Genomic DNA, 13124 nt, shown 5'->3' on the forward strand with positions numbered 1-13124 from the left:
GGGGTGGTGGGGGCGGAGTGATAGTGCGGATGATCGTGCCGCCGTTGCCACCGTTTCCGCCGCGCCAACCGGCTGCGCCAGCGAGGCTGGTGCCCATGGATCCCGCAGTACTGCTTACTGAGCCCCAACCCACGTACCCGCGAGGGAGTTTGGGGGCGAGGCCGGGAGCGTAGCTCCGTTGATCCTTGTTGGGCAGCGCGCGCGGCGGGAGCCACGTGAGCGACCTCGAAGCACTGCTGGGAAGCAAGCTCAGGGCTCTACCCCAGGGGGTGAACCTCGAACCGAAGCGCAGTCCCGCCCCGAGGGCGCCCGCACCGGAAGGGTTCTTCGTCCACGTTGAAGGAGGGGCCGGATCAGGGTGTGGGTTGGTGAAGTGCCCCGTCGGGTCGGTGCCGTTGAGCGGGGAGCCCGCGGCGTACGCGTAGCGGTTGGGTTCGACGTTCCAGGTGTCGCGGGTGGCGAAGGCTCCGGTGCCTGGCTGGTACCAGCGGGCGGCCATGTTGACGTCGCCGGTGGCGGGGTCGGTCCAGCCGGACTGGTAGCCGAGGTTGGGGGAGGTGCCGTCGGAGGCAGTGACCTGGCCGAAGGGGTCGTAGGCGCGGGAGGCCGCGAGGGTGGTGCCGTTGTCGGTGAGGGTGGCGACGACGTCGGTGTGCTGGTCGGTCAGGACGGGGTCGCCGTCGGTGGTGAGGAGGGCGCCTTCGGGGGTGCGGCGGTAGAGGGAGGTGCCGTCGGAGACGAGGTTGTTGGAGCCGCCGTCGTAGGTGAAGGCGGTGTCGCCGTGGTGGGTGACGCGGTCGAGGGAGTCGTAGCGGTAGGTGGTGTCGCCGTCGGTGATGCGGCGTTCGAAGGCGTCGTGGGTGAGAGTGCGGTCGTCGACCGAGGCCAGGGTGCCGCGAGGGGTGTAGGTGTAAGCCGTGTCGCCGACCGAGGTGAGGCGGTTGCGTTCGTCGAAGGTGGCGGTCTCGTCGCCGGCGGCGACGCGGTTGCCGGCCAGGTCCCAGGCGTAGGCGGTGGTCTCCTCGCCGCTGGTCCAGGAGGTCAGGCGACCGGCGAGGTCGTAGCCGTAGGTCTGGAGGCCCGCGCCCGCCGTTCCGGTGGTCTCCTTCTCGGTCAGGCGATCGTCCAGATCGTAGGCGTAGCGCGTGCTGGCGACCTCGGCGCCGGTAGCCTCTCTGACCAGGCTGTCTCCGCTGAGCCGGCCCAGATCGTCGTAGGAGTAGGTGCGCCGAGCGTAGACCTGGAGCGGGGGCAGGCTGGCGGTACTCACAGTCGAGTTCGGCTGGGACGTGGGTGGGGGTGCCATGATCTTCTGGCTGGTGACACGGCCGTCAGCATCGTAGGAGTACTCGATGCCGGACCCGGTCGTGGGGTCGAGCCCGGTCCACCAGAGGCGTCCGTGAGGGTCGTAGTCGAACACGGTCCTGCCCGCCGCGTCGTCCCGTTCCGTCATGCGGCCGTCGCGGTCGTAGGCGTAGCGGGTGGTGCCGCTCGGGCCGTCCGCGGTGAGGAGTTGGCCGCGGTCGTTGTAGGTGTAGGTGTCGACCCCGGCGACCTCGTTGGTGGCCTGGCTGGTCATCCGGCCGGCGGCGTCGTAGGTGAACCGGCGGTCCATGGTGTCGGCTTCGGCGCCGGTGCCCGTTTCGAGGACGAGGCGACCGAGGTCGTCGTAGGTGCGGTCGCGGCGGACGCCGCCCGGGAGGAGTTCGGTGACGGGCTGGCCGGCGGCGTCGTAGATCGTCGTCCAGGTGCGGTCGGCCGGGTCCGGGTGAGCGTCGGTCGCCGGCTCGATGGTGGATTCGAGCTGGCCCCACGGCGTGTAGGTGTACTCGGTGGTGTTGCCCCGGGCGTCGGTCATCCGCGTGATGCTGCCGGCGGCGTCGTAGCCGAAGGCGACGGTCGCCGAGGTGTCGTCGTCGACGGGCTGGGTCTGCTCGGTGAGGCGGCCCAGAACGTCGTAGCGGTAGGTGCTCTCCGTGCCGCTGCCGGAGACGACCGCGACCTGGTTGCCGTCGGCGTCGTACTCGGCGCTGGTGGTGCGCAGCACGGTCTCGCCCCTGCCGTACTCGTCCGTGCGGACGACCTGTCCCAGGTGGTTGTAGGCGAGGTCGGTGCGGTAGCCGGCGCCGGTGGTGGTGCGGGCCTCGCGTCCGAAGGGGTCGCGGTCGATGTCGGTCCAGACGCCGGCCTGGAAGACGCCGGTCAGCTCGCCGGCCGGGTTGTAGCGGGCCTGCGCCAGCACGCCCTCGGCGGTGCGGGAGGCGGTCTGGTTGCCGGCGTCGTCCCAGGTGTAGGTCGAGGTCAGGTTCCGCAGGGTCGGGTGTCGTTCGACGACGGTGGAGGTGAGTTGGCGGCCCAGCAGGTCGTAGGTGGCCTCGGTGCGGGCGCCGGTGGGGTCGGTGGTGGACAGGAGCAGGCCGGTGGGGGTGTGGGTGAAGTGGGTCTCGGAGCCGGAGCCGGGAGTCTCTGCGAGTTCCACGTCCGGCGGGTCGAGCAGGAAGCGGGACGCGCCGGTGGCCTCGGTGCCCGGGTCGGGGTCGGTGCGGGTGGTGAGGTTGCCGAGCTGGTCGTAGGCGTAGCGGGTGGTGCGGCCCAGCGCGTCGGTGGTGGCGACGGGGCGGCCGAGCACGTCGTAGACGGTCTCCTCGGTGGCGGTGATGGGCTGGCCACCGGGAGGGGTGTACTCGGGGCGGGTGACGGCCGTGGGCTGGCCGAGGCGGTCGTGGGTGAGGCGGGTGATGGCACCGAGCGGATCGCGCTGCTCGGTGGCGTCACCGAAGGCGTTGTAGCCGGTGCGCGTTTCGGGGCGGGCACCGTCCACCTCGGGGGCGGTCTCGGCAACGGGGCGGCCGAGGGCGTCGTACGCGTAGTCGGTGGTGTGGCCGCGCGGGGTGGTGCTCGAGGTGAGCAGGCCGCGCTGGTCGTAGGTGTGGTGGCTGGCGCTCTGGCCGTTCGGGTCGGCGACGGTCTCGGAGAGCGGGTTGCCCGCCGGGTCGTAGGTGTAGGTGGTGGTCAGGAAGTCAGTCTCGGACGACCCGAGTTGGCGGACCTCAAGGGGACGGTCGGCGTCGTCGTAGGTGGTGACGGTGCGCCGGTTCAGGCCGTCCGGGTCGAGGACGGTGGTGGTGACCCGCCCGGTGGTGTCGACCTCGTACTCGGTGACGGTGGTGTCGTTGCCGGTGGCCTGCCTGATGAGGTTGCCGGCGCGGTCGTAGGTGTTGTCCTCCAGGACGATGTCCCGGGTGCCGGTCACGTCCTGGGCGGTGACGGTGGCGGTCAGGCCGTCGCCGTAGTAGCGGTAGGCGGTGACGGCGCCCATCGCGTCGGTGGCGGTGGCGAGGCGGCCGGCCGGGTCGTAGGCGTTGGACACCAGCGTCAGGTCACGGATCTCGCCGGTCGGGTCGCCGGTCCAGTCCTGGAGGACGGTGGTGGCGTGCTGGCCGCGCGGAGTGTACGTGTGGCGCAGCACGGTGCCGGCGGGGTCGGTCTCCTGGACGAGCCGGCCGAGGCCGTCGTAGAGGTAGTAGCTGGCGCCGCCCTCCGGGTCGATGACGCGGTCGACGCGGCCGTGTGCGTCGTAGCGCTGCTGGGTGGTGCGGTCCGGGTCGTCGCCGCCGAGGTCGGCGATCGTCTCGGCGAGGACTTTGCCGTCCGGGTCGTAGGCGCGCGTCACCTGGGCGGTGTGCTCCTCGCCGGTGACGGCGTTCTCGGTGGTGGCGCCGGTCTCGGTGGTGACCCGGGAGAGCGCGTCGTAGGTGAACGTCGTGGTGACGCCATCGGGTTGGGCGTCGGAGACCTCGGTCTCGGTCAGCTGGCGGCCGAGGCCGTCGTACGTGTACTCCAGGGCGAGCCCTGAGGGTTGGGTGGTGCGGGCCACGTCGCCGCTGGCGTAGTAGGCGTACCGGGTGGTGGCTCCGTCGGGTTGGACGTCGGTGGCCAGCAGCCCGGGCGGGGTGGTGCCGCCGCCGACGGCCGGCTCGGTGCCGGTGGTGTAGGTACGGCGGGTGGTGCGGCCGTCGGGGAGGCGGGTTGTCTCCGGGAGACCGAGGGCGGTGTAGGTCGTGGTGGTGCGGTAGGTGGCGTCGGCCGGTCCGGTCGAGCGGGCGTCGGCGGTGGCGACGGGCTTGTCGTTGCGCGGGTCCAGCGGGTTGCTCGCGTTGAGGTAGTGGTCGGCGTACGACGTCTGGCAGTCGCGCGGGCCTCGGCAGGTGGTCGTGGAGACGGTGTTGCCGCGCTCGTCGTGCCCGGTGATGGTGGCGTCGCCGTTGGGATCGGTGACGGTGTGCAGGAAGCCGCCGGTGTCGTAGGCGTAGGTGGTCGTTCCGTCCTCGGCGTCGGTGACGGAGGTGACGCGGTAGCCGCGCAGCGCGTCGTAGGTCGCCTCGGTGATGTCGCCGAGCGGGTTGGTCACGGTGACGGTGGCGCCGAGCGCGGAACTGGCGCGCTCCACGCGGGCGGCGTAGTGGTCGGCGACGTCCTCGGCGGTGAGGGCGTGCCGGTAGAGGGCGACCTCGTCCAGATAACCACCGGACAGGTGGTAGGTGCCTGCTGGTTGTCCCATCCACTGGCTGCTGCTGTATCCGCCACCGAGGTACGCGTATGGCCGGCTGGTGTCCGCGAAGGCGCCGGTCTTGGTGCCGATCGCCACGCCGTCCAGGTAGAGGGTCTGGGTGTTCCCGGATCCGGAGAGGACGACGTGGTGCCACTCCCCGTCGTTCACGGGGGCGCTGGAGGTGATGGGGGAAGGCCCACCGGCGTTGGGTATCCACCACTGCCCGCGCAGGCGGCCGTCGCCGTCGATCAGGAGCACGGGTTGCCAGTGCGCGGGGGTGCTGCCGAGCGGAGTGTCCTGGAAGGCCATCAGCACACCGCGTGTCGAGGTCGTGCTGAACCACAGTTCGGCCGAGATGTCGGTGGTACCGGCCAGGACGTCGCCGGGCGTACGGACCGCTCCGTCCGCCGTCGGGTAGATGGAAAAGCCGTCGCCGGCGCCAAAAAGGCTCTTCGCTCCCTGGATCGGGCTGCCCTCGACGGTGCCGGGGTGGCGGCCGGTCTCGTCGGCGACGACGCCACGGGGCAGCGAGGAACTGCTCTCGTCCAGCCGCCAGTACGCGGCCGGTCCGTCGCTCATGACGGCGGCGCGGTAGTCGTCGCCGGTGCCGGAGACCAGGGCGGTGGCCGCGCGGATGTTCTTGTCACCGCGGTCGTAGTAGCCGACGCCGCTGTCCGAGATCTGGGTGATCCAGGTCGAGTCGTAGAACGCGACCTCGGCGATCTGGCCGGTGAAGTTGCGGTAGCCGTCCGCCTGTCCGTCCCAGCTCGGCGAGGAGTATCCGCCGCCGAGGTAGGTGTACGCCAGCCGGCTTGCGTTGGTGCCACGGGTGTTGTGGGCCTGGTAGTCACCGTCGAGGAAGAGGGCTTGCCCGTCGGCGTTGCCGGTGAGCGCGACGTGGTGCCACTCGCCGTCGTCGACCCGTTCCCGTGAGCGCAGCGTGGTGGCGTCGCCCGGGTAACGGAGGCGGCCGCGCAGGTAGCCGTCCTGGTCGACCAGGAGCATGGGCCACCAGCCGGTGGGGGTGGTGCCCAGTGGCTGGTTCTGCATCGACACCAGGACACCGGAGTCGGTGGTGCGGAACCAGAGTTCGATGGTCTGGGCGGCGGTGTCGCCCCAGGCCTCGGTGGGGACCTCGACCGCGCTGTCGGCCTCGCCGGTGAAGTAGGGCGCGGTGGTGTCGCCGTCGGCGAACGGTCCAGGACCGCCCGGACGTACGCCGTCGAGGTAGGCACCGTTGGTCTCGTCGCCGAGCGCGCTGGCGGCGACGGCACCGGAGCGCTCGGTGAGCCGCCAGTAGCCGGTGGGGTTGCCGGTGCGGACCGTGTCGGCGTAGGTGCTCGATCCGTTGCTGAAGGTCGGCTGGGAGACCTGCCAGGTGCCGCCTTCGGCGTCGGTGTGTTCGGCGACACGGCCGGTGGCATCGTCGTAGGTGTTGGCGGCGTGCGTCCGCCCGGACGGCAGGGTCACCTCGGTGAGGCGGCCCGCCGGCTGGCGCAGGGCGTGGTGTTCGGCGATGGTCGCGGCGTCCAGGGCGCGGTGGTAGACGGCGACCTCGTCGAGGTCGCCGGTGAAGCGGCGGACGCCGCTGGCGATGCCGTCGAAGCCGGCGGAGGAGTAGCCGGCGCCGAGGTAGGTGTACGCCATGTCGAGGTGGTCGATGGCGCCGGTGAGGGTGCCGACGGCGCGGCCGTCGAGGTAGAGGGTCTGGGTGGTGCCCTCGGCGGTGAGGACGGCGTGGTGCCAGGCGCCGTCGGTGACGGTGGCGGAGCTCCTGATGGGGGTGATGTCGCCGCGGTCGCCGGTGAACAGGTAGCCGCTGAGCCTGCCGTTGGCGTCGACCGTCAGCGGCGGGGTCCAGGACTCGGGGCGGCCGTCCTCGAGCCGCTGGTTCTGGAAGCCCATGAGCACGCCCGGCTGGGTGGTGCGGAACCACAGCTCGACGGTGAGGAAGGTGGTGGTGCGCAGGGTGTCGTGCGGCAGGCGGACGAGCGTGTCGGTGCCGTCGAACGAGGCGGCGGTGTCGCTGGTGCCGGCCAGCGCGCCGGGGGCGCCGCCCGAGGTGTTGTCGTACTCGGCGTCGTTGAAGCCGGTGCGGGAGGGGGCGGAGCTGGCGGCGGTGGCGCCCTCGGCCTCGTTCAGTCGCCAGTAGGAGACGGGGCCGGCGTCCAGGACGGCGCTGCGGTAGAGGGAGCCGTCCTCGTAGGTGTAGCGGGTGCACTCGTCCGTCGTGCCGGGCGGGCAGACGCTGGTGAGCAGTCCTCCGGTGTAGCCGTAGTTCCAGGTGAGTCCCGGCTCACCTGGGGCAACGGCGTTGGTGGTGACGCTGGCGACCCGGTTGTCGCGCCAGGCGAAGGTGAGGGTGCGGCCGGAGAGGGCGTCGGTGACGGTGGCGAGCCGGCCGGAGGTGTGGGTGAGGCGCTGTTCCCGGCCGGCGCTGTCGGCGACCCTGGTGAGCTGGCCGCCGGCGTTGAAGGCGTGGGTGGCGCCGGTCGCGTCGCGCAGCACCCAGCCGCCGCCGGAGGCGGCGGTGAGGGTGAGGCTGCCGCCGGACGGTCCCGCGTAACTGCCGTTGGTGTTGCGGCCGAAGCGGACGCGGTTGCCCTCGGCGAGGGTGACGACGACGCTGCCGTCTGGTTCGGCGGTGGCCCGCATGTCCCAGCGGGTGGTCCAGCCGGGTCCGAAGGCGAGGTCGGCGCGCGGGTCGAGGGAGTTGTAGGTGCGGGTGACCGCGAGCGGCGGGCCGACGGTGGTGAGGGCCGCGTCGGTGGCGGAGGTGGCGTAGTTGCCGCTGACGGCGTTGAACTCACGGCCGTCTGAGCCGCCGAGATGACCGGTGACGGCGGGCTGCGGCACCCGGGTGGAGAACAGCGACGGGTTGGGGCGCAGCGAGCTGGCCTGCCCGTCGTAGGCGTAGGCGTACCAGGCGTAGGTCTTGTTCCATGACAGCCAGCCGCTGGGGACGGCCCACTGCTGGGTGTTGGTCCGGCTACCGGTGCGGCAGTTCCTGCGGGTGTTCTCGCCGTCGACCTCGCAGACCTCGAACGTGAACTGGAGGCGCTCGTTGGGGTAGTGGTCGCGGTCGGTGCCCTCGGCCCACAGGGTCGGCGTGAGGGTGTCGACCGTGGCACCGCTGCCGGGGGATGCGCCGGTGAGCTCGGGTGGGATGTTGACGGCCGCCAGCCGGACCCGCGCGCCGGGGATGCCCTGGCTGGTGAAGCGGGTGACGCCGTAGTCCGTCATCGTCCAGTCGACGGTGTACGTGCCGGGTGTCAGCGGCGCGATGCGGGCGTTGAGGGTGACGCTCTCGCCGGGCGAGACGGCCTCTGGCAGTTCGGTGTAGCGACGCAGCGAGGAGTCGGTGAGCTCGTCGCCGTTGGCGTCGTAGAGGTTGTAGCGCAGCTTGAACTGGCCGCCCGCGGGCCAGGTTTCCTGGCCCTGGTTGGTGACGGTGACGCGCTGCACGCCCTCGCTGACGGCGGTGACGGGCTGGGTGAGCTGACCGAGGCGGTATGTGGCGCCGTACTTGGTCCAGGTCACGTCGAGGCTGGGGGCGCCGTTGGGGTAGCGGGTGGAGCCGAACTGCTTCCAGCCGTAGGAGTCGGTCGTCGAGGCCCGGACGGCGAGGCCGTGGTTGGCGCGGCGGCCGTGGGTCCAGTCGTCGACGAGCTGCCGGCCGGCGGAGCCGAGCGGGATGGTCTCCCAGGCCGGCTCGCAGGCCCAGTTGGTCGTGCCGGCGGGCCGCCAGCCGTGCGCGAACCGGTCAGTGGCCAGCGCGGCGCCGACGTTCGGGCCCGGGTACCGGGCCAGGGTGGAGGCCGACCAGTTCTGGGTGATGGGGTGGATGGTGACCGGGCGGGCGTCGCAGGAGTACGACCACGAGTTGTAGAGCGCGAGGCGGGCGTCAAGCACCCAGGCGTTGCGCAGCGAGGACTGCACGCCGGAGAAGCGGAGGAACGAGGTGGCGGCGGAGTCGCCGCCGTCCGGGGTGCCGGCCTTCAGGATCGTGTCGGTGGAGAAGTTGATGTCGTAAGGGCGTTGCACGTAGGTGGAGGAGCTGGCCTCGACGCGGGTGACGGAGGGGTCGACGCGGACCGGGTAGACGCGCTCGGGGTCGCTCAGCCACTCCTGGTCCAGGGTGACGACGAGGACCTGCCGGCCGTTCTCGGTGGTCAGTTGGTAGCCGACGCCGCCGGTTATCGCGCCGTCGCCTGAGCGCTCGTCGACGGCCGAGTCCTCCATCCAGCCGGGCGGCATGTGGGCACGGACGGTGCCCTCGGCATCGGCGAACACGATGCCGCCGTGCTCGTCGAGCGCGGCGGTGAGGCCGTCGAGGTGGAGCGGGAAGCGCCACTCGGTGGGGGCGGCGGCGTCGCGGAGGACGATCGTCTCCTTGATCTCGGCGTTGCCGCCGAGGAACTCGACGTCGGATGAGGGCCGGATGTCGCGGTAGGTGACGAGCGGCCCCTCGACCTCGCCCGGGACGGCGCTCGCCTCGGCCAGGGCGTAGCCGACGGCGTGCTCCTCGTCCAGACGGAGCGTCATCAACGGGTCGTCGGTGGCCGTGGCGCCGAAGCTGACGCCGGCTTCGGTGGCCGCCGTCTCCCACGACTCGCCGCCGGCGGCGCGGACGAGGGAGGTGTCGATCGTCTGCCAGCCGCCGTCCAGGTCGGGGAAGTTGACCGGCTCGTTGTAGTAGCGGGTGGTGAAGGTGCCATCCGTGTTGAGGAACGTGCGGGAGTCCTCGGTGCGCTCCTCCGGGAGCTCGACGCTGGTCTCCTCGTCGAACCCGGTGAGCTCGGCCGGCGGCAGCGACTCGATCACCTCCGGGTCGCCGGACTCCAGCGGCGGCGCGGTGTCCCCCAGGTCGCCGCTCGTGTACTGGTCGTCCTCCAGCGGCAGTTGCCCCGGCGCCTCGCCCGGTTCGGCGCCGCTGCCGTCCCCCTCGGCGGTCGTGTCGGCGGCGTCGGCCTCGTGGGAGAGACCATCGGCGGAGCCCCACTCCTGGTCCGGCGCGTCACCGGCCTCGACGGCGGCCTCCGACGTGGCGGCCCAACGGCTGGCCGCCGCGGCCGTGCCGGGGTCGAGAGCGGTCAGAACCGCCATCAACAGGGCAGCGAGCAGCACGAGAAAGCGCGCGCGAAGCACGGTCCCCCCACGGATCGTCGACATGACGACCAAGAGATTCCATGATCTCTTCAGATTCACACAAGACCACTGTCAGGTCATCAACGTGCCTTCACGCCGACAAATCGGCAGCGATCATGACAACACGCCGAGAGGCGTGACCGGATCGTTACCCTGGTGATGGAACCGGGCACGTCTGAGGAGACGCACCGTCACGCGCTGTCGACTTCGCGGTGCGCAAGCTGATACGCGACACGTAGACGCCGGGCACGTCGACACCGGGCTGGGGTTCTCCGGCGCGGCGCGCCGCGTTCAGGCACCCGCCGTCGCCGACGATCCGGGGGAACGCCCTCGTCCAAACAGCGGAATGGCGCCCCTCACCCCCGCCAGCCGCAGGCTCCGGCCCTATCTCCCCTGCCCGGCGCCCGAGTTCACCACCTGCAGCGGCAGCAGCTTCTTGCCCGTCGGGCCGATCTGGATCTCCGTGCCCATCTGCGGGCAGACGCCGCAGTCGAAGCACGGGGTCCAGCGGCAGTCCTCGACCTCCGTTTCGTCGAGGGCGTCCTGCCAGTCCTCCCAGAGCCAGTCCTTGTCGAGGCCGGAGTCGAGGTGGTCCCAGGGGAGGACCTCCTCGTAGCCGCGTTCGCGGGTGGTGTACCAGGCGACGTCGACGCCGAAGGGGGCGAGGGCCGTGGCGGCGGAGCGCGTCCAGAGGTCGTAGGAGAAGAACTCGCGCCAGCCGTCGAAGCGGCCGCCGGCCTTGTAGACGGCACGGATGACGGCGCCGACGCGGCGGTCGCCGCGGGAGAGGAGGCCCTCGACGATGCCCGGCTTGCCGTCGTGGTAGCGGAAGCCGATGGAGCGGCCGTACCGCTTGTCGCCGCGGATGGCGTCGCGGAGCTTGGCGAGGCGGGCGTCGGTCTCCTCGGGGGAGAGCTGCGGGGCCCACTGGAAGGGGGTGTGCGGCTTGGGGACGAAGCCGCCGATGGACACGGTGCAGCGGATGTCGTTGGATCCCGAGACCTCGCGGCCCTTGGCGATGACCTTGGTCGCGAGCTCGGCGATCTGCAGGACGTCCTCGTCGGTCTCGGTCGGGAGGCCGCACATGAAGTAGAGCTTGACCTGCCGCCAGCCGTTGCCGTAGGCGGTGGCGACGGTGCGGATCAGGTCCTCCTCGGTGACCATCTTGTTGATCACCTTGCGGATCCGCTCGCTGCCGCCCTCGGGGGCGAAGGTGAGCCCCGACCGGCGGCCGTTGCGGGTGAGCTCGTTGGCCAGGTCGATGTTGAAGGCGTCGACCCGGGTGGAGGGGAGGGAGAGGCCGATCTTGTCGTCCGTGTAGCGGTCGGCGAGGCCCTTGGTGATGTCGGCGATCTCGCTGTGGTCGGCGGAGGAGAGGGAGAGGAGCCCGACCTCCTCGAAGCCGGTGGCCTCCAGGCCCCGCTCCACCATGTCGCCGATGCCGGTGATCGAGCGCTCCCGCACCGGGCGGGTGATCATGCCGGCCTGGCAGAAGCGGCAGCCGCGGGTGCAGCCGCGGAAGATCTCCACGGACATCCGCTCGTGCACGGTCTCGGCGAGCGGGACCAGCGGCTTCTTGGGGTACGGCCACTCGTCGAGGTCCATCACGGTGTGCTTGGACACCCGCCACGGGACGCCGGAACGGTTGGGGACGACGCGGGCGATCCGGCCGTCGGGCAGGTACTCGACGTCGTAGAAGGCGGGCACGTAGACGCCGCCGGTGCGGGCCAACCGGAACAGCAGCTCCTCGCGGCCGCCGGGCCGGCCCTCGGCCTTCCAGGCGCGGATGATCTCAGTCATGTCGAGGACGGCCTGCTCACCGTCGCCGATGACCGCGCAGTCGATGAACTCGGCGATCGGCTCGGGGTTGAACGCGGCGTGGCCGCCGGCCACCACCACCGGGTGGTCCTCGGTGCGCTCGGCCGCGGTCAGCGGGATGCCGGAGAGGTCGAGCGCGGTCAGCAGGTTGGTGTAGCCGAGCTCGGTCGAGAAGGAGACGCCGAACACGTCGAAGGCGCCGACGGGGCGGTGCGCGTCCACCGTGAACTGGGGGACGCCCTCCTTGCGCATCAGCTCCTCGAGGTCCGGCCAGACGCTGTAGGTGCGCTCCGCGAGCACGCCCTCGCGCTCGTTCAGCACCTCGTAGAGGATCATGACGCCCTGGTTGGGCAGCCCGACCTCGTAGGCGTCGGGATACATCAGCGCCCAGCGGACGTCGCACGAGTCCCAGTCCTTGACGGTGGAGTTGAGCTCACCGCCGACGTACTGGATCGGCTTCTGGACGTGCGGGAGGAGGGCCTCCAGGCGGGGGAAGACCGACTCGACTGGCATGGCTTCCGGCTTTCCAGGGACGTACGGGGGGACAGGACCCAGGCCCTGTCCGGCCGATCTTTCCGGGGCCGCGACGCCAGCCACGGCACCTCGCCGCGTTGTCGCATCGCGCGAATACGGCCACGTATGAGCTGCGATACTCCGCCTTGCGATGCACCGCATCTGACGCCGCGGCCTGATCCGAAAAGACCGACCGGACAGGACCTAGACCGTTCAGCCTACCGGGAGTTTCGCGGCCTCACGCGCCCGGTCGGCGGCCACGGCCGCCTCGCGCTCGTGGAGGACGCCGTAGCTGAACGACGGCTCGCCCGCCGCTTGGGCCTGGGCGGCGAGATCGCGCAGCGCGGCGCGGGCCACCACGCTGTCCTGGTGGTCGCCGAGGGCGCGCTGGAGGGCCCGGCACCGCTCGGCCTGGCGGCGGGCCGGCTTGCCGACGGCGGGGACGGCGGCCTCTGCGGCGTAGCGGGCGCGCTTGGCGGCCTTGCGGGCGGAGTGCAGCGCCGCGTCGCGCTCGGGTCCCGCGGGGGTGGCGTACGCGGTGCGCAGCCGGCGGGCCAGCCGGTCGCGGTCGCGGCGCATGGCCTTGGCCAGCACCCTGCGGGCCGGGCGCTCGGCGGCGTGCGGCCGCAGCGGCGGGGCGGTGAGCAGCCGGTCGAGGGCGTCGAGCAGGTCGAGGTGGCGCGGCGAGTCGAGCAGCCGTTCGAGCAGGGCGCGGGCGCCGGTGCGGCGCTCCCGGTCCCAGGCGGCAAGCCGCTCGGCGACGGGGCCGAGGCGCAGGTCGTCCGGAAGCTCGTCGAGCCGCCTGGTGAGCCGCTCGGTCAGCACCTCACGGTCGCGGTCGACGCCGAGCTCGGCGGCCAGGTGGCGCAGCTCGGCCTCCAGGTGGGCGGTGGCGTCCCGGTCGAGGACGGCGCGGGCGCCGCGCAGCAGGGAGCGCAGCCGCCGGCTGGCGACCCGCATGCGGTGGACCGCGTCGGGCTGCTGGCGGCGGACGGCGGGGTCGAGGGTGACGATGGCCTCGACCTGCTGGCGGGCGTAGTCGAGGACGTGGGCGGCGGCCGAGTCCACCGGCCAGCGCGGGACGGGCGGGGGC

General features: G+C 71.9%; 3 protein-coding genes. All 3 read right to left on the reverse strand.

What is annotated here, in order from left to right; translation table 11 throughout:
• A partial coding sequence (locus tag E1265_RS23275) for a LamG-like jellyroll fold domain-containing protein (RefSeq protein WP_132932948.1) occupies positions 1-9724 on the reverse strand: 9724 nt, incomplete at its 3' end.
• Positions 9725-10084: 360 nt separating this feature from the next.
• On the reverse strand, positions 10085-12031 hold the full coding sequence (locus E1265_RS23280; RefSeq protein WP_132932949.1) for a TIGR03960 family B12-binding radical SAM protein: 1947 nt from the start codon (positions 12029-12031) through the stop codon (positions 10085-10087).
• Positions 12032-12244: 213 nt separating this feature from the next.
• The coding region (locus E1265_RS23285; RefSeq protein ID WP_132932950.1) for a CHAD domain-containing protein at positions 12245-13124 on the reverse strand (880 nt) is incomplete at its 5' end.

The sequence above is a fragment of the Streptomyces sp. 8K308 genome, from assembly GCF_004348315.1.
Lineage (GTDB): Bacteria > Actinomycetota > Actinomycetes > Streptomycetales > Streptomycetaceae > Streptomyces.